The sequence below is a fragment of the Virgisporangium aurantiacum genome (genome assembly GCF_016863635.1).
Taxonomy (GTDB): Bacteria; Actinomycetota; Actinomycetes; order Mycobacteriales; family Micromonosporaceae; genus Virgisporangium; species Virgisporangium aurantiacum.
Window position 1 is genome coordinate 25758 of record NZ_BOPG01000076.1, and the last position, 23367, is coordinate 49124.

At 71.6% G+C, this 23367-nt stretch carries 24 protein-coding genes; 9 read left to right on the top strand and 15 right to left on the bottom strand.

Features of this window, described 5'->3' with window-relative positions; genetic code table 11:
* Positions 1–13 precede the first annotated feature (13 nt).
* The gene (locus Vau01_RS48455; RefSeq protein ID WP_204007695.1) at positions 14–565 is read right to left on the bottom strand and encodes a TlpA family protein disulfide reductase; all 552 of its coding nucleotides are present in this window, start codon (positions 563–565) and stop codon (positions 14–16) included.
* Positions 566–932: 367 nt separating this feature from the next.
* A complete protein-coding gene (locus Vau01_RS48460) occupies positions 933–1430 on the bottom strand; it encodes a S26 family signal peptidase (protein WP_308440517.1) in 498 nt (165 codons plus the stop codon).
* A gap of 251 nt (positions 1431–1681) precedes the next feature.
* On the opposite strand from Vau01_RS48460, the gene Vau01_RS65455 reads away from it, so the two are divergent.
* Positions 1682–1912 (top strand): PhoD-like phosphatase N-terminal domain-containing protein, encoded by a 231-nt coding sequence (locus tag Vau01_RS65455; protein ID WP_506020213.1) that lies wholly within the window; start codon positions 1682–1684, stop codon positions 1910–1912.
* Between the two features lie 10 nt (positions 1913–1922).
* Here the strand turns inward: Vau01_RS65455 and Vau01_RS48470 are convergent, their stop codons facing one another.
* Entirely contained in the window at positions 1923–2330 is a 408-nt protein-coding gene (locus Vau01_RS48470; RefSeq protein ID WP_308440518.1) for an AMP-binding protein, read from the bottom strand.
* A gap of 802 nt (positions 2331–3132) precedes the next feature.
* Here Vau01_RS48470 and Vau01_RS48480 point away from each other — a divergent pair.
* Positions 3133–6378, top strand: coding sequence for an AfsR/SARP family transcriptional regulator (locus Vau01_RS48480; RefSeq protein ID WP_204007703.1), 3246 nt, complete (start codon positions 3133–3135; stop codon positions 6376–6378).
* Positions 6379–6444: 66 nt separating this feature from the next.
* Positions 6445–6702 carry a hypothetical protein gene (locus Vau01_RS48485; RefSeq protein WP_204007705.1) on the top strand — a complete coding sequence of 86 codons (258 nt, stop codon included), beginning with the start codon at positions 6445–6447 and terminating at the stop codon, positions 6700–6702.
* A gap of 104 nt (positions 6703–6806) precedes the next feature.
* Here Vau01_RS48485 and Vau01_RS65460 read toward each other — a convergent pair whose 3' ends face one another.
* The 3 genes from Vau01_RS65460 to Vau01_RS48495 form a co-directional block, all read right to left on the bottom strand.
* Positions 6807–7214: a Rossmann-fold NAD(P)-binding domain-containing protein gene (locus Vau01_RS65460; RefSeq protein WP_373320426.1), complete on the bottom strand. Its 408-nt coding sequence runs from the start codon at positions 7212–7214 to the stop codon at positions 6807–6809.
* Entirely contained in the window at positions 7129–8058 is a 930-nt protein-coding gene (locus tag Vau01_RS65465) for a hypothetical protein (protein WP_373320427.1), read from the bottom strand. The genes Vau01_RS65460 and Vau01_RS65465 overlap by 86 nt, the downstream gene beginning before the upstream one ends.
* 218 nt (positions 8059–8276) lie before the next feature.
* Positions 8277–8516, bottom strand: coding sequence for a hypothetical protein (locus tag Vau01_RS48495; protein WP_204007709.1), 240 nt, complete (start codon positions 8514–8516; stop codon positions 8277–8279).
* 260 nt (positions 8517–8776) lie between these two features.
* Here Vau01_RS48495 and Vau01_RS48500 point away from each other — a divergent pair, with 260 nt between their 5' ends.
* From Vau01_RS48500 to Vau01_RS48510, 3 genes are read left to right on the top strand one after another with little or no spacing between them, the layout of a single operon-like run.
* Positions 8777–9337: a helix-turn-helix transcriptional regulator gene (locus Vau01_RS48500; RefSeq protein ID WP_204007711.1), complete on the top strand. Its 561-nt coding sequence runs from the start codon at positions 8777–8779 to the stop codon at positions 9335–9337.
* 1 nt (position 9338) lies between these two features.
* Positions 9339–9632: an acyl carrier protein gene (locus Vau01_RS48505; RefSeq protein WP_204007713.1), complete on the top strand. Its 294-nt coding sequence runs from the start codon at positions 9339–9341 to the stop codon at positions 9630–9632.
* Positions 9619–11064: an NAD(P)/FAD-dependent oxidoreductase gene (locus Vau01_RS48510; protein WP_204007715.1), complete on the top strand. Its 1446-nt coding sequence runs from the start codon at positions 9619–9621 to the stop codon at positions 11062–11064. The genes Vau01_RS48505 and Vau01_RS48510 overlap by 14 nt, the downstream gene beginning before the upstream one ends.
* Before the next feature lie 3 nt (positions 11065–11067).
* Here Vau01_RS48510 and Vau01_RS48515 read toward each other — a convergent pair whose 3' ends face one another.
* The gene (locus Vau01_RS48515; protein WP_204007717.1) at positions 11068–12171 is read right to left on the bottom strand and encodes a serine hydrolase domain-containing protein; all 1104 of its coding nucleotides are present in this window, start codon (positions 12169–12171) and stop codon (positions 11068–11070) included.
* 168 nt (positions 12172–12339) lie between these two features.
* Here Vau01_RS48515 and Vau01_RS48520 point away from each other — a divergent pair, with 168 nt between their 5' ends.
* From Vau01_RS48520 to Vau01_RS48530, 3 genes are read left to right on the top strand one after another with little or no spacing between them, the layout of a single operon-like run.
* The gene (locus Vau01_RS48520) at positions 12340–13296 is read left to right on the top strand and encodes an ABC transporter ATP-binding protein (RefSeq protein WP_204007719.1); all 957 of its coding nucleotides are present in this window, start codon (positions 12340–12342) and stop codon (positions 13294–13296) included.
* A complete protein-coding gene (locus Vau01_RS48525) occupies positions 13293–14060 on the top strand; it encodes an ABC transporter permease (protein ID WP_204007721.1) in 768 nt (255 codons plus the stop codon). Before Vau01_RS48520 ends, Vau01_RS48525 begins: the two co-directional genes overlap by 4 nt.
* Positions 14057–14860, top strand: a complete 804-nt coding sequence (locus tag Vau01_RS48530; RefSeq protein WP_204007723.1) for an ABC transporter permease — start codon at positions 14057–14059, stop codon at positions 14858–14860. The genes Vau01_RS48525 and Vau01_RS48530 overlap by 4 nt, the downstream gene beginning before the upstream one ends.
* Here Vau01_RS48530 and Vau01_RS48535 read toward each other — a convergent pair.
* From Vau01_RS48535 to Vau01_RS48570, 8 genes are read right to left on the bottom strand one after another with little or no spacing between them, the layout of a single operon-like run.
* Complete coding sequence (locus Vau01_RS48535) at positions 14840–15424, bottom strand: hypothetical protein (RefSeq protein WP_204007725.1); 585 nt, start codon at positions 15422–15424, stop codon at positions 14840–14842. The two genes, Vau01_RS48530 and Vau01_RS48535, sit on opposite strands and share 21 nt — an antisense overlap.
* Before the next feature lie 50 nt (positions 15425–15474).
* The gene (locus Vau01_RS48540; RefSeq protein WP_204007727.1) at positions 15475–16470 is read right to left on the bottom strand and encodes an aldo/keto reductase family protein; all 996 of its coding nucleotides are present in this window, start codon (positions 16468–16470) and stop codon (positions 15475–15477) included.
* 11 nt (positions 16471–16481) lie between these two features.
* Positions 16482–17072 (bottom strand): dCTP deaminase, encoded by a 591-nt coding sequence (dcd, locus tag Vau01_RS48545; protein ID WP_204007729.1) that lies wholly within the window; start codon positions 17070–17072, stop codon positions 16482–16484.
* A complete protein-coding gene (locus Vau01_RS48550) occupies positions 17053–17616 on the bottom strand; it encodes an AAA family ATPase (RefSeq protein WP_204007731.1) in 564 nt (187 codons plus the stop codon). Before Vau01_RS48550 ends, dcd begins: the two co-directional genes overlap by 20 nt.
* Positions 17613–19007, bottom strand: a complete 1395-nt coding sequence (locus Vau01_RS48555) for a cation:proton antiporter (RefSeq protein ID WP_204007733.1) — start codon at positions 19005–19007, stop codon at positions 17613–17615. The genes Vau01_RS48550 and Vau01_RS48555 overlap by 4 nt, the downstream gene beginning before the upstream one ends.
* Positions 18997–20943 (bottom strand): PEP/pyruvate-binding domain-containing protein, encoded by a 1947-nt coding sequence (locus tag Vau01_RS48560; RefSeq protein ID WP_204007734.1) that lies wholly within the window; start codon positions 20941–20943, stop codon positions 18997–18999. Before Vau01_RS48560 ends, Vau01_RS48555 begins: the two co-directional genes overlap by 11 nt.
* A gap of 10 nt (positions 20944–20953) precedes the next feature.
* Positions 20954–22261, bottom strand: a complete 1308-nt coding sequence (locus Vau01_RS48565; RefSeq protein ID WP_204007736.1) for a Rieske 2Fe-2S domain-containing protein — start codon at positions 22259–22261, stop codon at positions 20954–20956.
* Positions 22262–22311: 50 nt separating this feature from the next.
* Positions 22312–23250, bottom strand: a complete 939-nt coding sequence (locus Vau01_RS48570; protein ID WP_204007738.1) for a 2OG-Fe(II) oxygenase family protein — start codon at positions 23248–23250, stop codon at positions 22312–22314.
* Between the last annotated feature and the right edge of the window lie 117 nt (positions 23251–23367).

The following is a 23367-nucleotide window of genomic DNA, read 5'->3' on the forward strand; positions in this document are numbered from 1 at the left end:
GATCCCCCCGCCGTCATGACCGGCTGAACTCCGCCAGGCCCTGCACCGAGACGGCCGCGTCGACGATGGCGCCGCCTGGGTCCAGGCGCAGGAAGGTGGGGAACGCGCCGATGCCCAGCCCTTTGATCACGGTCATTGTCTCCGGTGCGAGCACCACGTGCGTGGCGCCCTTGAGGATCTGGACCAGGTCTTCGGTCTCGGAGCCGGACCCGGCGACCAGCGCCAGCGTCTTCCCTGCCGCCATACGGCCGGCCTGCTCGGTGAACAGCGGCGCCTGGGTGTGGCACGGGGCGCAGCCCGGTGAGAAAATTCCGATCAGCTCCACCTCGCCCGTCATGCTCTCCCGCGAGACGGCCGTTCCCTCGACGGTGGTCGCCGAGAACTCGGGCAACTCCCGGCCCATCAGCCTGTCCCGGTCGACGCCCGTCGAGGCACCACCCGCACCGGAGAGCCGCCCGAGCTGGTCGGTGTGCTCGCGCAACCGCCGCAGCACGGCGAAGGTCAACAACAGGTCGACGATGCAGAGCACACCCACGAGCACGACGGCGGCGGCGAGGAAAGGCATCCTGAGGTCATCTCCTTACGGCGGCGGTCCCTGACCGGCCGGGCCGGTCAGGGAGACCGTGAGCGTCGACTAGTTGCGCCGGATCACCTAACAGCACCAGCTGTTCAATTGGACGGCGGTGCACGACGTGCAGTAGCTTGCGCCACCGCAACTGCCGCACATTCTGCCGTACCACCGGCAGGGGTAGTTGTGTGCCGAGTCGCCGCAGAAGCACGCCTCCCACCACTCCGCCTGCGCGCCCACACCCTCGCAGGCCGACGCCGACGTCTTCGGCACAAGCCGCTGCAGCAGGCGGTCACCCAGCCTGCTCACAACACCCAACATGGAAACCCCTTCCCGACACGAAGGCCTCATCGGCTTCCGGACACTATCGGTTATCGTGATCTCGTATCGCTGTCGTACCGGTAACGTCGGCACGCGATATCCGGCGCACAACTACGCCCAGCAGGTCGTTTGCGGAGAAGAAACCGCGCTGACGCGAGTCGATGCTCGCCGGGCTGTCGCCGATAACCACCAACGCATCCGGTGGGACCCGGTCGGCGTCGACCGCGTTCTGCACGGCCGGCGGAACGGGATCTCCGGGCAGTGCTACCGCCCGCTTGACGTTCCACCGGCGGCCGTCGAGCGACCGTTGAGCGATCCCGGTGAGTTCGAAGCCGTCGGCCGGCGGTTCGAGGACGACGATGTCGCCCCGGCGCACACGTGCGAGTCCACGCCGGCGGATCAGCACGCGATCGCCCGGATACAACGACGGTTCCATGCTGGAGCCGTCGACCGTCACCAGCACCAGACTGCGGCGGGCCCACCGGGCCACCCCTGCGATGATCGCGACGACGACGAGAACGATGCCCACCACCCAGCCCACCGGCCGGAGTGTACGTCCGTTCCTCGATCCAATTGCTTTCGTACGGTCCGCAAGTACGTTCGCGTCCGTGATCTCGGCCCCAGGCCCTGGAGGTGACCCATCGACCGCCGTTCCTTCCTGGCGCTGACCGGTGTCAGCACCGCCGCGTTGGTGCTCGGTTCCGGCATCCCGCCGCCGCCAGCCATGACGGCCCGGTACCCGCCGACCCGTTCAGGCTGGGCGTCGCCTCCGGCGACCCGCGTCCCGATGGCGTGGTGCTGTGGACCCGCCTCGCGCCCGAACCGCCGGCCGGGGACGGCCATGGCGGCATGCCCCGCCCGCCGTACACGGTGGCGTACGAGGCCGCCGAGGACGAGGGCTTCCGCCGGATCGCGGCCCGCGGGCATGCGTTGGCCACATCGCGGCGATCTGCGGCCCGTACTGGACCGGCGTCCTCAGTGCGACCGCGGCCATCCCCGCCCCGGTCAGCCGATGTGTGGTGACGTGCACGGTTCATTCGGTGATTCCGTACATGCTGTGCAGGGTCGCGCGTGGCGCCGTCGAGGAAACCCACCACCGCCGGATGTCGTCTGGGTCTATCGCCTCGCCACCGAAAATCACCTGTCGCAGATCGGGCAGGTGGAGGTCGTTGTCGATGACGGCGGAGAGCAGGCGGCGGAAGACGGACGGCACGATGTTGAGAACCGTGACGCCTTCCCGGCGCACAACCTCCGCGAAGGTGACACCGTCGGTCACCGCGTCACCGGGCACGAGCACACACCTACCAGGCATCCGGCACCTCATCGCCGAAGCCGCCATCGACCCCGCCCGGCCGTCATTCACCACCGCCCTACGCGCGGTCCGCCGATGGATCACCACCACCGCCACCATTCGCGCTTTGACCACCACTCTCGTGACCATAGCGGGCCGCAGAACCGATATCTGGAGCCGGCAGCAATTGAGTCCTTACCCGACAGTTCCGCGACGCGCAGGCGGTGCAAACCGTCGATGACCCGCATTGACGACCGGTGCACCAGCACCGGCGGCAAACCGCTTCGACCTCGGCCAGCCGCCGGACGTGCTCACCATCCTCACCGGCCAGCCGCGGCGACTCCCCGACAACCAGAGAACTGATCGGCACCGTCCGGCTAACCCACCGAAATTTGCGTCATCACCGCCGGACAACGCCATTTCGCACTCCAAATCTGTGGGCAAGAGGTGCGCACCGGTCCTGTTGACCTGCCTTTCCCACATCGCACTCCCGGTTCAACTCGCTGTCGGGAGGCTCATGCCTTCGGGATCGGCAGGCTTTTCCACCAAGCGGAGATCAGCCTCGTACTGCTGGTTGATGAGCTGCGGAGATGGCTTCGCATTGAAGCATCCACCGACGATGTCGCCGACGAACTGTCGTCACAGTTACCGCAAGCAGAATCAATTGGATATACGGCGCCAACGCGCCGCACAGAGAGTAGAGACCCAGGCTTTCGGCCAACTTCTGCCCACTTTCGTATGGACACGAGCGGCAACAGGGACAGTTGGTGAACCTCGGGTTCGACTACGAATTGTCACAGTTGACGGTCCCGCATGGTCGGGTCGGCACGCGGTCCGGTCAGCCGTCCCGGGGGGCCAGCTACGTTCGGTTACGGTGGGACGGATGCGCGTGCCGGACGCGCGGCATTGGGGGGCATGAGCGGTGGACTTCCACGTGCTGGGGACGCTTGAGGTGGCAATCGCTGGCCGACGCATCACCGTCAGCGCGGTCAAGCACCGGATCCTGCTGGCCGCGCTGCTGGTCCACGCTAACGAGGTGGTCTCCCTGGACCGGCTGGGCGCGTTCATCTGGTCCGACGCGCCGCCGGCCGACGAACGGGCGGCGATCCAAACCTACGTCACCCGGCTGCGCCACCTGGTTACCGGGTGTGACGGTGAAACCAAGATCCACTTTCGTGGCAACGGCTACCAGATCGAGGTCGACGAGACCGCTGTGGACCTGGGCGTGTTCGCCGCCACGGTACGGACGGCCGACGAGGCGGCCGCTGGTGACGACCTCGAAGGCGAGGCTGCCGCCCTGCACGAGGCGATGGCCCTGTGGCGCGACCAGCCTCTCGCCGACGTCCCGTCCGAGGCGCTCCGGCAGGAGGTGGTGCCGCGCCTCCTCGAGTGGCGGATGGCGGTCCTCCAGCGGAGAGTCGAGCTCGACCTGCGGCTGGGCCGACACGCCGAACTGGTCGCCGAACTGGTGGGCCTGACCGATAGTTACCCGGTCAGCGAACGGCTGTGGGCGGCGCTAATGACCGCGCTGTACCGGTGCGGGCGGCGGGCGGAAGCCCTGACGGCGTTCCAGACGGTACGGGCGTACCTCGCCGACGAACTCGGGGTCGATCCGGGAGAGCAGCTTCGCGACCTGCATCACGCGGTGCTCAATGACAACGTGCCGACGGTACCCGCCCGCCCGACGGTCCGCCGGCCGGTCCTTCCCGCCGAGCAGCCTTCCGCCACCGAGTGGCTCGGCCAGTGCCGGCTGCCGCTGGACACGCCCGATCTGGTGGGGCGTAAGAAGGTGAACTCCGCCATCCTCCATGCCCTCCGGGCGTCGGTGGCCGGTGTCGGCGTGCCGACCGTCGCCATCACGGGCCCGCCCGGCGTCGGCAAATCCGCGCTCGCCGTCCGGGTGGCGCACGAACTGCGTGCCGACTATCCGGACGGGCAATGGTTCGTGCGCCTCGACGGCACCGGTGCCGACCGCCGACCGCCCGGCCAGGTACTCGACGAGCTGCTGCGCACTGCCGGAGTGGACCCCAGCACGATTCCGGGCGGCGAAGCGCAACGGGCCGGTACGCTGCGCGCCAGGCTAGCCGACCACCGTGTCCTGCTGGTACTCGACGACGCCGCGAACGTCGCGCAGGTCGCGCCGCTGCTACCGGGTACGCCCGGCTGCGCCGTCCTGATAACCAGTCGCAACGAGCTGGGCGGCCTGGCCGTCCTGCACGGCGCGCTCCGGTACCCGCTGGATTCGCTGGACGCCGACGCGGCCGGGGAGTTGCTCCGCCGCGCGCTCGGACCCCAGCGCCTGGCCGCTGAGCCGACGGCCGTCACCGAGCTGGCCGAACTGTGCGGCCGGCTGCCCCTGGCGCTGCGCATCGTGGTGGCCAACCTCGCCAGCCGACCGCACACGACGATCGACGGATACGTCACCGAGCTACGGGCCGACGACCGGTTGGCCAGACTCGCGGTGCCCGGTGACACGCAGATCGCGGTGCGGGGGGCTTTTGACCTGTCGTACTCGTCGCTGCCGGCCGTCGCCGGCCGTGCGTTCCGACTTCTCGGCCTGGTGCCCGGAGGCGACTTCGACGCCGCCGCGATGGGAGCGTTGATCGGCGCCGGCGCCGCAACGGCGGCCGCCCTGCTGGAAACACTCGCCTCGGCAAGCCTCATCGAGCAGCACGCGGCGAAGCGGTTCCGCTTCCACGACCTGATCCGGTTGTACTCCGCCGAGCGCGTGGCCGCCGACGAGCCCCCCGATGACCGCGACGCCGCCACCCGGCGGCTGCTCGACTGGTACCTGCACACCGCCCACGCCGCAGCGAGACGGTTCGACCCCGCCTACGCCGAGTCCGCGCCACCGGCACCGCCGGCCGAGACACCGATCAGGTCGTTCCCCACCGACCGCGCCGCCATGGACTGGTTCGACGCCGAACGGGGCAACCTCGTCGCCGCGATCCGCCACGCCGCCGACCGCGGCTACCCCCCGTACCCGTGGCTGCTGTTCCAAGCGATCCGCCTTGACCTCCTGCACCGCAACCACACCGACGAGTGGGCCGCGTCGGTGTCGGCCGCCACCAGTGCCGCTGAGATCGCGGGCGACGCGCCCGCACTGGCCGAGCTGCACCTGAGCCAGGGAACACTGAGCTGGGCGACGGGCCGGTACGCCGACGCCGACGCCCAGTTACACGCCGCCGTGCGGATGGCCCGCGACGCCGGCCGGCCCATCGTGGCCGCACGGGCATTGAACAACCTCGGCCTCGTCCACCTGGAGCTGGGTCAACTGGACACGGCCAGCCGGTACCTCGCCGAGGCAGCCGAGCCGCCCGAGGTCCTGGACGCCGTTCGCGGCCTGGGCGCCGCCGTGTTCAGCAACCTGGGCATCGCCCGCCTCGAACGCGGCGAACTCCGCGCGGCCGCGGAGTCGTTAACGCGAGCGGCGGCCGCCAACCGCGCCAACGGCAGCCTCCGTGGCGAGGAGAACGCCGAGATCAACCTCGGCCATGTCCACCGCCTGCTCGGCAATCTCGACACCGCTACCGGGCATCTGCTGCGGGCCCTGCACCTGACCCGACACATCGGCGCCCGCCCGGACGAGGCCGGCGCGCTCGTCGGGCTCGCCGGCATCTACCGCGACAGCGGCCGGTACTCCTCCGCGCTGGAGGCCGGACTGGCATCGCTGTCGGTCGCGAGGGCCGTCGGCCACCGCCGGTCCGAGTCGGACGCGCTCGTCGAACTCGGAGCGATCGCCCTGGATACCGGACAGTCGGCACTCGCCCGGGACCGGTACACGACGGCCCGCGAACTGGCCCGCGACCTCGGCTACCGACGCGTGGAAGCCCAGGCCCTGACCGGCCTGGCTCTGGCCGGCGCGGCATTGGCCGGCTACCGCGTCACCGGCATGGACCTGCCGGGGACGCCGGCTGAGGCAGCGGCCGAGGCGGCGGTCAGCGTGCATTTTGGGCGGGCCGAGCAGGCGCTGGCGCTGGCGCGCCAAGCCGGCCTGCGGATTCTGGAGGCCGGGGCACTCATCGCGTACGGCCGGATCGCGGTCGCCACGGGCCGTTTCGGTCTCGCCGCCCAGTGCGCCGCACAGGCGCTCGCCCTGCATCGAGCGGCAGAGTGTCCGCGCGGACAGGCTGAGGCGCGGACCATACTTGCCGCGATTCCACGCGCCGTGCGGGAGCAGCCGTGCGTCGCCAGATAGGGGTATGCCAGACCTGACGCGAGCGCCCAGTCGCTGCGCCGCGGCAGCACGCGCGCGGTCGGCACGGTGAAGGGTGAAAATCTGCCGGTTTCGCCCGCGGCGAACACCATGCTGAATCGCGCCCTGCAACGCGCCGTCTACCTACACGCCAAACAGTCCTACCTCAACTACCACATCGCGTTGACCCTGGGCTGGCCCATCGCCATCGGTGTCATCGAAGCTGCTGCAGCTACGTGGTCAAGGACCGCCTCGACGTCACCGGCCGCCCGCTGGAGCCTGCCCGGCGCCGAAGCTGTCCGGCTTGCGCGCCGTGCAGGGGATTGACGGCGCGGTCGTCGCCGGCGTGACAGGTTCGCCCGTCCCTGATCTCACCGCGCACGATACGTCCGTTCCGGCGAACCCGGGGATTCCTGAGCGCGGGCGGCCCGCTATGAAGGCGTGCGAACGTTCGCGGTCGGTCCTTGGAACTCGTGGCCGTGTGCGCGGGTCCACTGTTCGAACGTGCGCGGCTCATGCCTGGTTATGTTCCGCACGGTCGGGTGGACGTGCGACTCGTCGAGGACGCCGTCGCCATAGAAGTTGAAGAAGGCATCGACGTACTCGGTGGGCATGGTCCGGTCCATCTCCTCCCGTGTTTCAGCGTCTGTCATGCCATGGCAGTGCAGGTTCCGCCCGAGGACCTTCGCGAGCACGGAGACCTGGTCGGCGGGCAGCAGGAACTCCGGGCCGGTCAGCTCGTGGATCTGCCCGTCATGGCCGCCTAACAGCACTTGTACCGCGACGGCTGCAATGTCGTAGGGATCGATGGTGGCGGCCCGCGCGGTAGGAAACGGCACGCGCACCACGTCGCCGGCCGCGAGTTGCGGTCGCCAACGCAGGGCGTTGGACATGAAGGCCCTGGGCCGAAGGAGAGTCCATGAAAGTTCTGACTCCCGAACGGCGCGCTCGGAGAGGATCATGTATCGAGAAATGGCGTTGTTGAGGTCGCCGAGGGCGGCCGAGGAGCCAGACAGCAGCACGACCCGCTTCACCCCGGCCCGCCGTGCCCGCGCCAGCAGGGCCGCGGGTGAACTCCCGGCGTTGGAAGAGGACGTGGCCGGTAAAAGCCACAAGGGCGAGCCCGATGCCGAGGCTGGCCGCCCACGGCAGGGTGAGCCGGTCGGCGCCGCGGATCGCGAGACAGAAGGCGACGCCGAAAATGAGCGAGTTGAGTGCTCCCACCATGTTGGCCATGGTGTATAGCATCTGCCAGAACGACGGCCGCATGCCCATGCTGCGGAGGGCGGCCGAGGCCTCGTCCGGATCGTCGGCGCGATCGGTGATGTCGGCGAACCAGTAGGCGCCGGCCGGTGACTGGTCCGCATACCAGCGCCGTATCCGTTGGATACGGGTGAGGTATCGCATGCTCTCGACGCCGGTCTGCACCAGACGCGCGAAGGTGAACCAGCCGAGCAGCAGAATGGCGGGCAGTACCGCCGCGGCGAACAGCGTCAAGCGGCTACTGTCACCTGCGACGAACCCGAGCGCGATCAGACCGCTGGAGACCGCACCCAGGTAGATTGACGCGCGACCGTTGGCCTCGCCGATCGTGCCGCCACGCGCTGTCTGCAGGACGAAATGCTCGGTCGTGAGAATGGTGAGGAGGCTGCCGTCCGGCGTGGACGGAGGTGAGTCGGTCATCGTGGACCCCTTACATCGCAACGGGTTCGAACACAGGGGTAGAAGGACCCGGCCGGGCGCGGTCGCGGGGGAGCGGATCGTCAGGCGACCGGCCGCGAGCGCATGGCTGCGGCAACGGACGCCGGTCGGATCTCGGGCTCTTGCCCGGTAGCGGAGGCGGCGCGACGCCTCGACGACGTAAGGATCCTTACCTACCAGGTCGGCTCATGGTATGGCGATCAACGCGGTCCTGACAAGAAGGTGCGAGCTGTTCGGTGCCCGGGATCGCGGATTTCGGCTTGGTCGAACAGGGCGGTGACCATGGGCGCGACACCGTGCTCCAGCGACGCGTTCACCTTCCGGCCGTGGGCGCGTGGTCCGTTGCGGCGTGCGGCGCGTTCGGCAGCGTCGGCGGGAAGGATATCGGCGGCGGTGCGTGGGGCGGGTGCGGCGTCATAGACCGCGGTCACCACCGCCATGCGGGTGCGGCCGGTCGGGGCGCCGACGGTTCGCGTAGATCGGCGGGGATCATGTTCACCCCGCCCCGCGGCGCGCCGGACCGGCGTCCACAGTGGACGGTCCGCAAACCATCATGGCGGTAAATCCGTGGATTTTGGCACCGGACGCACGCAGATCCCGGCTCACCCGTTCATAGACTGGTGACCTTGGATCGCCGATGACGCCATGCGGTCACGGCCCCTTCCCTCCGTGCGCCACCGCCCCGATACGGGAGGACCGATTGCGTATATGTCTGATCGAAGCCCAACGACACATCGCCCGCGAGTACACCGAGGCGTTCGAACGGTACGGGCTCGAGGTCGCCAGTAAACGGAGCCTCCGTGGTGCCACCGGCCTGTCGGTCGACCTGTTTGTCGTGGACGTGGACGCCGTCGCGTCGACGGACCTGATCTGGTTCCTCGAACGGGTGGGCAGGCGGGTGCCGGTCGTGCTCGCCCGGCAGCCGATCGGGCCGCAACTCGTCCAGGTCATGCGATCGGTGGCCAACGCCGGTGTCGTCGTCCCCGACGAGCACGGCGACGGAATCGTCGCGGTGCTCACGCGGTCCACGACACCCGGGAACCACCCCGGGAACCACGACGCGGAGCCCAACACCACCCAGCTCTCACCGCGGGAACGGCAGGTCCTCCAGCAGATCGCGCAGGGCCGCACCCACCGTCAGATCGCCCGGGCGCTCGACATCAGCGAGCACACCGTCGACACGTACGTCAAACGGGTGCGGTCGAAGCTGGGTGCCGGCAACAAGGCTCAGCTGACCCGCATCGCGTTGAGCGGCGAGTGACGTGCCCCCGGTCGACGCCGGCCTGGTCCACGACCGCGTGGCGACGCTGGTGGCGCAGGCGGTGGGCGCAACCGTCGCCGACGCCGACGACTACTTCGACGTGGGCGGGGACTCGCGCCGGGCGACCCTGCTGGTGCGGGCCATCCAGGAGGAGTTCCGTGTGCCCCTGTCGCTTCGCACGTTCTTCGAGGAGCCAACGGTCGAGGCGCTCTCCGGTGCTGTCGTGCGTCTCCTCCGATCGTCGGAACCGCCCGCGCCCGGACAGACAGATGGAGTGATCGATGCAGACCTTTGACGTGGTCGTTGCGGGCAACGGCGTGCTGGGCCAGTCCGTCGCCGCGGCCGCCGCGTGGGCCGGGCTCCGGGTCGCGGTGGTCGGCGACCCGCAGCGGCCCGCCGCCGCCTCATCCGCAGCCGGCGCGATGCTCGGTTGCTTCGGCGAGGTGACCCCGACCCTGCTGCGGTCCGAGGCCGGCCGGCAGAAGCTGGCGGCCACGGTGCGCGCGCACCACCTCTGGCCGTCGTGGCTGGAGCGGCTGGAGGAAACGGCGCCGGACGCGCCGCTGCGGCGGGCCGACGACACGATGGTCCTGCTCAACACGGTGGGGACCGCCGACATCGACGACGCCGGGTACGCCTCGATCCGCCAGGCTCTGGACGTGTACGACGAGCCGTACGAGGACGTCGACGTCGAGGATGTCCCCGGGCTCGACCCGGACCCGCTGGCGCGGCCGCTGCGCGCGATGCGGCTGCCCCGGGAGGGCGCCGTCGACGCCGCCGCGCTGTTGACCGCGCTGGAGCGCGCCATCGACGCCGCCGGCGGTGTCCGTGTCGCGGGGACGGTGGACGCGGTGCTGCACGACGCCGGCCGGGTCACCGGGCTGGCGCTGGCCGACGGCACCCGGATCTCCGGCGACCAGGTCGTGCTGGCCTGCGGTGCGGCCACCCAGCGGCTGATCGACGGGGTCGACGACCTCAACGTGCGGATTCCCCGCCTGGTGCACGGCCACGGCGTGTCCGTCGTCGTGCGGACCGCCGCCGGGACCCCGCCCGCGCGATCCGTCCTGCGCACGCCGAACCGGTCGTTCGCCTGCGGTCTGCACCTCGTGCCGCGGTCCTCCGGCACGGTCTATCTCGGCGCGACAAACGCCATCCACTTCGACGAGCCGGCCGGGCCCGGCATCGACGACGTCACGTTCCTCCTCGGATGCGCGGTCCACCAGCTCGACCGGCGGCTGCGGGTCGCGTCCGTCGAGCGCCTGCAGTCCGGCAGCCGGCCGGCGTCGTTCGACGGCTTCCCGCTGATCGGCGAGACCTCGCTGGCCGGCCTGTGGCTCGCGTCGGGCACCTACCGCGATGGTCTGCACCTGTCCCCGCTGGTGGCCGGCTACCTCACCGAACGGTTGCAGGGTAAGGGCGCGCCCGACGACCTCGATGCGTTCCGGCCCGAGCGGCCGCCGATCCAGGCGTTCACCCGCGAGGAGATCGTCGACCAGGCGGGGCAGCACATCCTGGCGTCGGGGTACGAGCGGAACTGGACCCTGCCGCTGGACTGGCCGGCGGTGCTGGACGAGCTGTTCCGGGACCGGCACCTGACCTTCGCCTACGCGCTGAGCGACCGGTACACCCCGCCACCGGAGATCCTCGTCGCGCTGCTGCGCGCGCCCGCCGACGTGCGCGACCGGTACCGCCGGCACCTGCGGCGGGTCCGCGACGCCTGGAGCTGACCGTCAGGAGGGCCCGGTCAGGCCGAGGTCGCGGTAGACCGAGCGTACGACCCGCCGCTTGCGGGTCCGGTCCGCCGTGCGGGGCACCATGCCGTTGCAGACGAGCACGACCGCGACGCCGGTGTCGAGGTCGGCGAAGACCAGCGACGACCGCACCCCGGTGTGTCCGATCACCGCCGTGCCGGCCGGGAGACCGAACGGCAGCGGGTCGACACAGCAGCCGAGCCCCCAGCGGATGTCGACGCCCCGGTACACCGGATCCGCGAGGCCCGACCGGTGGGTCTCGGCGAGCCGGCTCCGCCACTCCGCCGGCACGAGGTCCGGCCGGCGCCAGCCGGCCAGGCACTCGATCACGCGGCCCAGCTCCGCCGCCGGGCCGCGCGCGCCGATGCCCGGCCACCGCTGGCCGGTCCACCGGGCGTCGTCCAGGTCCACCGGCTCCGGGATCCCGTCGGGTTCGACCGCCCACAGTTGAGCCGTGTCCGGCCCGGGCGCGGCGGGCCGTCCCAGCATGGTGTGGGGCATACCGAGGGCGTCGGTGACCCGCTTCGCGATCACCTCTTCGTAGGGCGCTCCGCCGAGCCGCTGGACGATCTCGCCCAGCAGCAGCCAGTTGGCCATCGTCGTGTACGCGATCCCGGTGCCGGGTGGACCGAGCACCGGCTCGGCGCAGATCGCGTCGAGCGCCTCCTCCCAGCGTGCCCGCAGCAGGCCGCCTTCCGAACCGTGGACGAAGGTGTCGTCCGCCCACCGCATTCCGATGCCCGCGTAGGGCACCGTGTGGGTCAGGAGGTGGACGATCGTCGCGGTCTCCTTGCCGCCGCCGGCGAACGCGGGCACCAGTTCCGCCACCGGTGTGTCCGCGTCGAGCCCGGCCTCGGTCAGCAGCTGGAACAGTGCGGGCAGCAGGAGCGGCTTGCCCGAACACACCCACATGACCGCGGTGGTGCCCGTCATCGCCGACCGCACGGTCCGGTTCCCGACGGCGACACTCAACACCGGCTCGCCGTACCGCGACACGTACAACTGCGCGCCGGTGCGGTCACCGACGATGTCCACATTGGACAGTGCGCGGATCGTGGCCCCCGGATCGTCGTTGGTTCCCACCCGCAGCACGATAGGTGCCCGCCGCGGGCGGTGGGTGGTGTCTTTTGCACGCGCAACCCGCCGCTTGCCCGGTGGGCGGCCCGTTCCTACCATCGCGAACACAACGACGACGCGCGCGACGAGATGAGGCGATGACGTATCGGTCCGGCTGTCGAGGTCGACGAGCTGGTGCGCACCTTCCGCTACCGCGGGCGTGCCGACAGGCCGAGGGGCGAGGCGGCGCGCGGTCCGCGCGACCGGGAGGTGACCGCGCTGAACGGCGTTAGTCTCCACGTCGACCGGGGAGAGATACACGGCCTGCTCGGTCCGAACGGTGCCGGAAAGACCACCCTCGTCAAGGTGCTGTCCACCGTCCTGCTGCCGACCTCCGGCCGGGCCCGGGTGTTCGGGCACGACGTGGTGGCGGCGACCGCCGCGGTACGGGCCCGCATCGGCATCGTCTTCGGCGGCGAACGCGGGCTCTACGGGCGGTTGACCGCACGGCAGAACCTCGCCTACTGGGCGGCGCTGTACCGGTTGGGACGGGCCGAGACCCGCCACCGCGTCGACGATTCGCTACGGCTGCTCGGGCTGTCCGGTCAGGAGGACACGCCCGTCGACCGGATGTCACGCGGGATGAAGCAACGGCTGCATCTGGCCCGCGGCCTGCTGAGCCGGCCCGATCTGCTGTTCCTGGACGAGCCGACGGTGGGCATGGACCCGGTCTCGACCCGGGAGTTCCGCGAGATCGTGGCGGGGCTGCGGGCCCGGCGGCTGACGGTGCTGCTGACCACACACGACATGGCCGAGGCCGAGGCGCTGTGCGACCGGGTGACGCTGATCGACCGCGGCCGGGTCCTCGGCACGGAGCGCCCGCGCGCGATCGGTCGCTGGCTCAGCGCCTACGAACGGGTCGAGCTGAAGGCCGGCGCGGAGGTGCTGGGCCGGCTGGGCGGGCTGGCCGGCGTCGGCGAGCTCGAACCGCTGCCGGACGGGTGGACCCGCGCGCACACCACGTCCGCGGACGCCGTACTGCCGGTGCTGCGCCTCCTCGTCGCCGAGGGGGTCACCGCCGTCCGCGTGACCCAGCCCGGCCTTGAGGAGGTCTACCTGCGCCTCATCGGCGACCGCGGGTTGCAGGTATGACCGCCTTCGTCGCCGGCGTGCGGCTCCAGCTCGCGCTGTTCCGCCGCAACCCCGGCCACCTGATGGTCTTCGTGACGGTCCCGTTCTTCGCCGCCATCTTCCTGTCCGGCGCCGACCACGCCGGCCGCCCGGACCTGGTGCCCTACGCCGTGCTCGGGCCCGCGTTGGTGGCACTGTGGGTGCTGGCCCTGGACCTGGCCGGATCCGTCATCGACGGTGACCGCGCGCACGGCACCTTCGAACTGCTCGTGGCCACGCCGAGCGCACCGTCGCACGTGCTGGCCGGACGCGTCTCGACCATCACCGTGCTCGGCCTCGGCACGTTGGCCGAGACGCTGCTGGTCGCCGCGGTCGGCTTCTCGGCCACGCTGCCGGTGTTCCACCCCGGCGCGCTGGCGGCGACGCTCGTCGCCACGGCGCTGGCGATGACCGGCACCTCCACCGCCATGGCCGCCCTGTTCGTCGCGGCGCGGTCCGCCGGCCGGTTCGCCAACGCGCTCGGCTACCCGTTCTACATCCTCGGCGGCCTGGTCGCTCCGGTGAGCCTGCTGCCCTGGTGGGTGCAGCCGTTCAGCCGGCTGACGTTCCTCTACTGGAGCGCGGAGCTGCTGCGCGACACCACCCGCCCGGCACCGGTCACCGACCTCGCCTGGCGCCTCGCGGCGGTGTGCTGCCTCGGCGGCGTCGCCTATCTGGTCGGCGTCCGGCTGACCGGGCGGGTCGTCGACGGTCTGCGGACCAAGGGCACCGTGGGCCTGTCGTGACCGCGTGGGGCCACACCTGGACCGCGTTCGCGGCCGCGACCCGGATCGGGTTCGCCGAACTCGCGGCGATCTACACCTGGCGCACGTGGCTGCTCGGCTGGTTCGTGCGGCTGGTGACCCAGGCCGTGTTCTTCGCGCTCTTCGGGCTGCTCCTCGGCGGCGCGGCCCTGGTGCACTACCGGGCCGTCGGCAACACCGTCGTGCTGGTGTGCGTCGAGACGTCCGTCGTCGTCCTCGGTACCGTTCGCGAGCGCAACGCCGGCACGCTGGCTCTGCAGCTCGTGGCGCCCACCCCGTACGTGCTCACCTTCCTGGCGCGTGGGGTCTACACGCTGCTGGTGGGCGTCGCGAGCAGCACGGCGGCGTTCGCCATCGTGCTGGCGTGCTTCCGCGTCCCGGTCGCGATGCCGGCGGCGCTGCTGGCTCCGCTGTTCATCGCCGTCGTCGGGCTGTCGGGGTACTGCTTCGCGCTGTTCGTCGGCGTCGTGGTCATGCACTCCCCCGCCGTGCAGTGGCTCGCGCTGAACCTGACCTACCTGACCGTGATGACGGTGTGCGGCGTGAACGTGCCCGTGGACTACTGGCCGGACGCCCTGCGGGCGGTCGCACAGGTGCTTCCGCTGACCCACGGCCTCGCCGCGGTCCGCGGACTGCTCGGCGGCGGGCCGCTCGCCGGCGCGCTACCCGGGCTGTGCCTGGAGCTTCTTGTCGGGGTGCTGTGGTTGACCGCGGCCGTCCTCCTGCTCCGCGTGGCGGTACACCGCGGCCGGCACACCGGATCAGTGGAGCTGTCCGGGTGACGAGCCGGCGTCGGCCAGGTCGAAGAGCCGCCTGACCCGCCGCACGGCGTCGGACAGTGGACCGTCGTTGCGGACGACGGTCAGCGGCGGACCGGCGAACGCCCGGTCGGCGACCCGCTGCCGGCGGTCCTGCGCCCGCGCCGCCCGGCCGGCGGCCCGCAGCCGGCCGTCGAGCAGGTCGTCGCGCGCGTCCAGGAACGCACCGCGCCACCGGACCGGCCTGGCCCCCGCGACCAGCGCGGCCGCCGCGTCGGGCGACACGGTGAGCAGGGGCCGGCGGCCCGCCCTCAGCTCGGCGTCGATGGAGTCGGCGACGATGCCGTACCGGGCAGCGCCGTAGGTGCCGACCAGAATCAGCCGCCCGTCGGCCGCCAGCGCGTCGAACTCGTGCTCGGCGAGGTGGAAGTAGGTGTCGCGGCGGTCGTCGGGGCGCGGCGGCCGGGTGGTGACCGACGGCACCCGGCCGATCGATCCGCTGCCCCTGGTCAGCATCTGGGCCACCGTGGTCTTCCCCGATCCCCGGGTTCCGGTGATCACATAGCCGACCGTCCGGTCGTCGTCCACGCCGTTGCTCCACACCGTTGGGCTCCGTCCACCGTGGTCCACCGTGCGCGCTACGGCCGCGTCGGCGGGCTCTTCGTCTTCGCCGGATCCCGCTCGACCACCGGGTCCAGCACCGCGTCGATCGCCGTGACGACCGCGGGATCCAGCACCACTCCCGCCGCCTTGACGTTCTCCGCCAGCTGCTCGGGCCGGCTGGCGCCGACGATCGCCGTCGCGACACTCGGGTTCCGCAGCACCCAGGCGAGGGCCAGCTGCGCCATGGTCAGCCCGGCGCCCTCCGCGATCGGTCGCAGTTCCTGTACGCGGCGGAGCAGGTCCTCCCCCAGATACCGGGCGATCATCGCGGCGCCGAACCCGTCGTCGGTCCGGCTGCCGGCCGGCGGCGCCTCCCCCGGCCGGTACTTGCCGGTCAACACCCCCTGGGCCATCGGTGACCAGGCGATCTGGCCGATGCCCAGCTCGTCGCAGGCGGGCACGATCTCCGCCTCGATGACGCGCCAGAGCATCGAGTACTGCACCTGGTTGGACACCAACGGGATCCGCAGCTCCCGGGCCAGCGGGTGGGCGGCCCGCACCTCCGACGCCCGCCATTCGGAGACACCGATGTAGCGGGCCTTGCCGGCGCGCACGACGTCGGCGAACGCTTCCATCGTCTCCGCCAGCGGCGTGGTGTGGTCGTACCGGTGGGCCTGGTACAGGTCGACGTGGTCGGTGCCCAGCCGGCGCAGCGACCCGTCGATCGCCGCCATGATGTGCTTGCGCGACAGGCCCCGCTCGTTCCGGCCCGGGCCGGTGGGCTTGTAGACCTTCGTGAGAATCTCCACAGTGGACCGTCGATGGCGCCTGAGCGCCCGGCCCAGCAAGGTCTCGGCGCGCCCGTCCGCGTAGCTGTCCGCGGTGTCGAAGGTGGTGATGCCGAGGTCGACCGCGGCGTCCACGCACGCGACCGCCCGGTCCGTGTCCAGCTGGGAGCCGTGTGTGATCCAGTTTCCGTACGCCAAAGCGCTGACGCGCAGGCCGGAGCGGCCGAGAGCGCTGTACTCCATGGGTGCGTCCCCTACCTCGGTGAGCCGCCGCCGGGCCGGACGTCCTGCGCCAGCCGGGACGGCGTCGGTTCGCTCTGGCCCTGGTACCTGCCGTCGTAGAGGTACGGCGCGCCCGACGTGGTGAACCAGAAGATCTGACCGAACCGCATCCCCGGATACACGCGGGTCCGCTTGAACGCCACGATCTCCAGCGTGATCACGCCCCGGAAGCCCTGATCGATGAGCCCGGCCGTGATGTGGTTGGTGATGAACTTCCGGCCGATGGAGCTGCGCCCCGTCACCAGCGACGCGTACACGTCGGAGCCGAACGTCTCCATCGTCGCGCCGAGGTAGCACTCCCCCGGCTCCAGGATGAAACCGTCGTCGGGGATGGTGATGTCGCGGTACTCGTCCTCCCCGCGGCAGTCGACGACGTCGGAGGTCAGCATCCTCAGGTGCGACGACAGCCGGTAGTTGTACGAGTTCGGGTTCAGGTGGCTCGACCGATAGGGGTCGATCACGATGCGCTCGGCCATCACCTCCTCGTGAATCTTCTTGCCGGTCAGCCAGCCGAAGGGCGGCCCGCCCACGGCCGCCGTCGGGTCATCGCACTCGGTGTCCAACGCCGCTCCCGTGCATCGGGACGAGCCCGTCCATCAGCTCGTCGACGGCCGCCAACGTGTGCTCGATGGCGCCGCTGTTGTCCAGCTCGTGGTCCATCCGGAAGGCCTCGAACCCCCGTTCCACCGGGTGCCGCGGATCGACCGGCGTGTGGTCGGCGCGCCGCCGGCGCGCGATCGCGTCCGGGGTGGACCGCACCCGCACGAAGACGAAGCCCAGTGCCTCGAACGCGGGGTAGGTGTTGGCCCGGCAGTCGTCGTTGACCACCACCGGGCTGGTGGCTTCCCGGACCCTGCGCGTGAGGCTCCCCGCCAGCCATCCGGGCCGCTCCCGCTCGACCTTGCCCGCGAGGAACTGCAGCAGCTCGCCGTCCTGCCCGTCGACGGGCAGCTCCAGGACCTCGTAGAACATCCGCTGGAGCCGGTGCAGCGGCTCGCTCGCCTTCACCAGCTCCGCGCCGTACCGTTCGGCCACGTGCCGGGCGACCGTGGTCTTTCCCGAACCGGTCGGGCCGTAGAAGCAGACCCGCACCGCGGCAGCCGTCATGTGTCCCCTCGTTCCGATCCGCCGGGCACCGGCGCCGCCGTCGCCGCTGTCGCCGCCGGAGCCGTCCGCGAACGGTCCAGCCGGAGCACCACGGGCGCGGTGCCCAGCGTGGTCAGCAGCGCGGTGAGGACGAGTACCGTCAGGCCGAACTCGTTGATCAGCCCGAGCCGGTGTCCGATCAAGGCCACCACCAGTTCGGTGACGCCGCGGCAGTTCATGAGGACGCCCACCCGGAGGGCGTCGCGGCGGTCGAGCCCCGCCACGCGGGCGCCGAGGCCGGCGCCGGCGAGCTTCGTGCCGACCGCGACGACGAGCGTCACGACGAGCACGACGACGTGCGCCGGAGACGTCGCGACCAGGCCGATGTTCGTCGACAGCCCCACCGCCACGAAGAACAGCGGCATCAGCACCGCGATCGCGAAGCCGCGCAGGTGGTCGTTGAGCCTGCCGGCCAGGCCCGCGTCGCGCGGCATCACCGCGCCGAAGAGGAACGCGCCGACCACCACGTGCAGCCCGGCCAGCTGGCTGACCGCCGCGAACCCGAGCATGACGGCCACCAGCAGGGGCACCGGTGCGCCGTCCCGCGACGCGCCGGGCCGCCGGACCAGCCTCGCCAGCAACGGGCGCACCCCGTAGACGGTGACCAGCACGAACCCGGCGGCCACCACCGCCGCCACCGCGACCTGCCGGAGGGACCCCTCGGCCCCGCTGACGGCCAGGATCACCGCGAGCCCCAACCACGCGACGCCGTCGCCGGCGGCGGCCGAGGCGAGCGCCAGCGTTCCGGCCCGGGTGTGCTCCAGGCCCAGGTCGACAAGGATCCGCGCCAGTACCGGCACGGCCGTGACGGACAGCGCCAACCCGATGAAGAACACCGTCGCGGTCGGCGAGGCGGTGCCCGACCACAGGTCGCCGACGACGACCGCCAGCGCCAGACCGGCGACGAACGGCAGCCCCGCCCCGCCGGCGACGATCGACCCGATCGCGGCCGGTCGGTGGCCGTCGGTGTCGGTGCGCAGCTCGCATCCCAGCAGGAAGATGAACACGGCGAGGCCGAGCTGGGCGGCCATGCCGATCGCGGTGGCCACGGCCGGAGTGAAGATCCAGTCCTGGGCGCCGGGCCACACCTGGCCGAGCACCGACGGTCCCAGCGCGATCCCGCCGAGGACCTCGCCCAGCACCCGCGGCTGACCCATCCGGTCGGCGACGGCGCCGAGGAGCTGGCACACCAGCAGCACGACGGTCACGGCGACGAGGAACCGGGCGACCGGGTCAGCCGTGGGCGTCCACGTGGTCGGCCGGACGACGACCACGACCGCGGCCATCGCACCGATCGCGGCCGCGACGATCCACCCGTCCCGACGGCCGACCGGCCGCCGGTCACCCGACACTGAACACCCCCCGCGCGATCGCCCCGTGCGTACCGTCGGGTGCCGCGCCGGCGCCGTTGGCGAGGACGGCCGGCACACCGGCCTCCCGCAGCAGGATGGCCAGGTGTGAGAGGACCGACCCCTGTTCGAAGACGAAGCCCGCCACCGCTCCGATGAGGAGGGACAGCACCGCGTAGGGCCGGCGGGCCAGGATGATCGGCGCGGCCGGCGCGGCTCTGACCCGCTCGAGGAGCGCCGCCAGTTCGGCGGAGTCGGGCATCCGCGGGGCGGTTCCGATGCTGACCGCCGGCCCGATCGAGAGCCGGCTGAGCGCCTCGTCGTCGTGCAGGTTCAGCACCGGGCCCGAGGCCGACCCCGCCGAGATCACGGTGCCCGAGCGGACGACGACCCGGTGGTCCGCGCTCAGCGCCGAGTAGTCCAGGAAGACCGGTGTCCCGCCGCTGAGCGCCCACTCGACCGCCACCTGCCCGTACCGGTCGTGCATGAGGCCGGTGAACGCGCGGATCCGCGCCAGATGCGGCAGCAGCGGCGCCGCGTCGGGATCGGCGCGGGTGCTGCCGTCCGTGCCGCCGTCCGTGCCGCCGTCTGGGCCGACGAGCAGGGTCTTCGCCCCGGCGGTGCCGCGGTTGAGCGCGAGCAGCCCGTCCGGGGTGTACTCCACGACGAGGCCGTCGTCCTGCAGCCGGGAGATCATGGCGAGCTCGCCGCGGATGTAGTCGCGCACGAGCACCGCCTGCGGCCGGGTGGACCGGGTGTCGGGCCCGGCGATGGCCCGGACCCGGTCGACCACGTCGCGTTTGGGCACGACGAGCTGCCGGATGGTCTCGCCGACGTCGAGCAGGCACTCGTCGCTGGGACCGGCGTCCAGGGCCGACGCGAACCGGCGGCGCGCCCCAGGGTGGTCCAGCGCCCGGCCGGTGAAGCCGACCACCCAGCCGGTCGTGGTGGCCACCCCGTGCCGGCGGGCCAGCCGGTTGGCCGGGCCCCGCTTGGCGGTGAAGGCCGCGTACACGTCGGCGACGTCGGCGAGCGGGGCGCCGTCCGGGGGCTCCTGGTGGTACAGCCGGCGGATCCAGAACTCGGGAGCCGACGCCCGGACCGCGCGGCGCCTGGCCGTGACCGGGCGGACCTGGAGGATCCACACGCCACCGGCGTCGGCGGCCCATTCGACGTCGACGTCGTGGCCGAACCGGTCGCGCAGCGCCCGGGTCAGGCGCACGACGTCGGCGAGGGCACCGTCATGGCCGTCGGTCAGCGAGCCGGACGTGACGCCGGCGGGTGCCTCGGTGCCGGCGACGAGCCCGTCGGCGGTGCCGGACACGTACTCCACCAGCACCTCCCGCGGGTCGCCGTCGAGCCCGGAGAAGGCGACCCCGGCGAGCCGCGCCTCGACGAACCGCTGGACGATCACCGCCAGCCCGGGGGCGGCGGTGAATTCGCCCGCCCGGACCCGGGCCGCGACCGCGGTCGGCCCGTAGTAGGAGCGCCAGCACTCCGCCACCGCCGCGGCCACCCCGTCGACGCCGCGGACGCCCAGGACGCTGCGGTAGACGCCGGCCATGCTGTGGTGCGGGCCGTCCTCGGCCAGGCCCGACGAGCGGACGGCGAAGGTGGCCCGGTCGGCGTCCGGGAACACCTCGCCGAGTCGTCCGGTAAGCCGGTGACGCAGCGTCCCGGTCACCCGCAGGTCCGCGGTCGCCGCCTCGATCCGCTCCATCGCGTCGGTGAGGAACGCCCCGACCGTCGACCGGGTCTCCCGCATGACTGCCTCCACCCGGGCGGACCGGGCACCGAACGCCGTCCGGAACTCGTCGACGGGAATCACCATCGCGTCGGGGACGGGGAAGGCTCCCGCGACGCCGGCGAGCGCAGCGAACTTGCGGCCGACCCCCGCCACGTCCACCGGGTCGTGGAGGCCGGGAAGCCCAACCTGCATGCGATCCTCCTCAGCGGCCCGGGCGAAGGCCGGCCGCCGTCTCGTGCATCCGACGGATGTCCTCCGGGCGGCCGGCCTGGATGTCGGGGTAGCGGCCGGCCCCGTGCGCGTACGGCCGGTGGAGCCGGATCAGGGCGTCGACCTTCTCGCGGGCGATCCCGTTCCGGAACGCCGACCTCGCGAGGATCGGCAGCTCGATCCGCTCGTTGGCGGCCGGGTCGCGCACGGTACCGGCCGGATCGAGGCCGGCGGCCACCCGCTCGAGCTCCTCCAGGAACCGTCGTCGCAGCAGTGTGATGCCCGCGTCGGCCCGGCCGAGGTGCTCGGTCGTGCGGTCCGCCGTCTCGCCCTGGCCGACCCAGGCGGCGAAGTCCTGGTTCATCGGGTGGCCGGTGAGCATCCGGCCGGTCGACCCGTCGGTCAGCGGCCCGTACCAGTACGGGAGCAGGTCCGGGTCCTGGCCCGAGCCGGGGACGTCGTCGGGAAGCACAGCGTAGTGGCGGGTGATGTTGAGGGTGCGGGTGTCGTCCATCGGCACCCGCCACTCCACGGTGCGGCCGGTCATCAGCGTGTACGGCCAGAGGCAGAGCATCCCGCCCTCGGTGACGCTGTTCGAGCGGGAGACCGGCCGGACCTCGGGATCGCCGTCGGTGACCTCCCGGCCGCAGATGAACCCGAAGTCGAACTCGGCGAAGTCGACGGTGAGGTGGGCGCCGGCCCGGCGCGGCGTGCCCGGCTCGTGCTGTTCGGCCGTCCAGTTGGAGTGCAGCCACTCGAAGTGGACGGGGTCCATCCCGTTCTCGTGGCACTGGAACCAGTTGCACGGCAGCTCCGTGATCATGATCTCGGTGAAGCCCTGGTTCCAGCCGAACATCTCGAAGTTGGGCAGCAGCGGCGCCGGATCGGGGCCGAGGTAGGCCCAGACGAGCCCGCCGAGGGTCTGCGTCGGGTAGGCGTCGACCCGCACCTTGGCGGCGAACCCGGGCCGCCCGCCGGCCTCCTCGAACGGCTGCTCGGTGCAGCGGCCGCCGCCGTCGAACGCCCAGCCGTGGTACGGGCACCGGAGCTGGTCGCCGTCCACCCAGCCGTAGCTGAGATCGGCGCCCCGGTGCGGGCATCCCCGACCGATGAGCCCGTGGCTGCCGTCGCGCCGGACAAACAGCACGAGGTCCTCACCGAGCAACCTGACCGCCTTGACGCGCCGCTCGCGCAGCTCCAGGACGGGCGCGACCGGATGCCAGTACCGGCGCAGCAGCTCGCCCATCGGGGTGCCGCGACCGACCCGCGTCAGCCGCTCGTTGCGCTCAGCCGAGAGCATCCGGCGTCACCCCGCCCTTCCCGTTCCGGTGACGCCGCACCGCGTGCTCGTCAATCCGTGAGCCCCAGTTCGTTGAGTCCTTTGTGGACGAAGTCGCCCCAGGTCGCGTCGGACACCACCGTGTTGCCGTCGCCGTCCATCCACCACTGCGGGTCCTCGTGGTTCGGGTGGACGAACAGGACCGACGACCAGCGCTCGACGCTGGTCGCCAGCGGCGACCGGTGCACCCGGTGCGTCGACGGCCGGACCCGCCCGCCGGACGCCGTGGACAGCATCCGCCCGATGTTGAACAGCAGCACGTCGGTTCCCTGGATCACCGGCTCCACCCACGTGCCGTCGTTGAGCACGTACTGCAGCCCGCCCTCCGACGGCGGGAGCTGCACGCCGACCATCTGGATGCCGGAGTGCTCGTGCGCCAGCACCTCCCGTCGGTCCGGGTCCCGGTAGTGGATGACGCGCAGGATGCTCGAGTACGCCGACAGATCCAGCTTGGGCGGCTCGCCCGGCAGCAGCTCCAGCACCACCCCGCCGAGTGCCTGCGCGACCCGGAACGCGGTCTCGAACAGGAACCGGGAGTGGTCGGCGAGATCGGGGAACGCCGTGAGCATTGCCGCCGCGCCCGGCGGCACGTCGTCCAGCATGGCGCCACTGACGTGCATGAACTCCTTCGGGTCGGGAACGCCCGCGGCCAGCCGGGGAACCTCTGATTCGAAGGGGAAGAATCCGTGGTTGCCGCCCGGGGTCGCCTGCGGGGTCTTCGCCGTGGCGAACTCCGCGAGCGACGGCGAGGTCGATTTCAGGGCGGCGTCGAAGGCCTTGTAGAGCCGGTCGACGCGGGCACCGATCGACGGCATCTCCAGCGCCATGAAGCCCCACGTGTCGAGCTGCTCGCGGAAGCGCCCGAGGTTCCGGTGCGCGTCCTCTTCGATGCTCTCCATCCGGAGTTCGGGAACCTCGCCCTGAAGTCGCATCGGTACCACGTCTGTCATTCGCGAAACCGCCAATCCGGTACGTGGGGCGGGAGATGGTCAACTGCTCGCCTCGCGCAGTCGCACAGCGGGAGGTCCTACACGATCCTTCAAAATGCTCCGGCGGCGCGCACGTCA

What these genes read in the sequence shown, in the direction of transcription:
- Vau01_RS48525 (WP_204007721.1), top strand. Translation starts at nt 13,293, where the DNA reads ATGACCGCCTTCGTCGCCGGCGTGCGGCTCCAGCTCGCGCTGTTCCGC.
- Vau01_RS48510 (WP_204007715.1), top strand. Translation starts at nt 9,619, where the DNA reads ATGCAGACCTTTGACGTGGTCGTTGCGGGCAACGGCGTGCTGGGCCAG.
- Vau01_RS48550 (WP_204007731.1), bottom strand. Translation starts at nt 17,616, where the DNA reads ATGACGGCTGCCGCGGTGCGGGTCTGCTTCTACGGCCCGACCGGTTCG.
- Vau01_RS48455 (WP_204007695.1), bottom strand. Translation starts at nt 565, where the DNA reads ATGCCTTTCCTCGCCGCCGCCGTCGTGCTCGTGGGTGTGCTCTGCATC.
- Vau01_RS48560 (WP_204007734.1), bottom strand. Translation starts at nt 20,943, where the DNA reads ATGCAGGTTGGGCTTCCCGGCCTCCACGACCCGGTGGACGTGGCGGGG.
- Vau01_RS48470 (WP_308440518.1), bottom strand. Translation starts at nt 2,330, where the DNA reads ATGGTCACGAGAGTGGTGGTCAAAGCGCGAATGGTGGCGGTGGTGGTG.
- Vau01_RS65465 (WP_373320427.1), bottom strand. Translation starts at nt 8,058, where the DNA reads ATGACCGACTCACCTCCGTCCACGCCGGACGGCAGCCTCCTCACCATT.
- Vau01_RS48495 (WP_204007709.1), bottom strand. Translation starts at nt 8,516, where the DNA reads ATGGCGGTGGTGACCGCGGTCTATGACGCCGCACCCGCCCCACGCACC.
- Vau01_RS48540 (WP_204007727.1), bottom strand. Translation starts at nt 16,470, where the DNA reads ATGGAGTACAGCGCTCTCGGCCGCTCCGGCCTGCGCGTCAGCGCTTTG.
- Vau01_RS48565 (WP_204007736.1), bottom strand. Translation starts at nt 22,261, where the DNA reads ATGCTCTCGGCTGAGCGCAACGAGCGGCTGACGCGGGTCGGTCGCGGC.
- Vau01_RS48570 (WP_204007738.1), bottom strand. Translation starts at nt 23,250, where the DNA reads ATGACAGACGTGGTACCGATGCGACTTCAGGGCGAGGTTCCCGAACTC.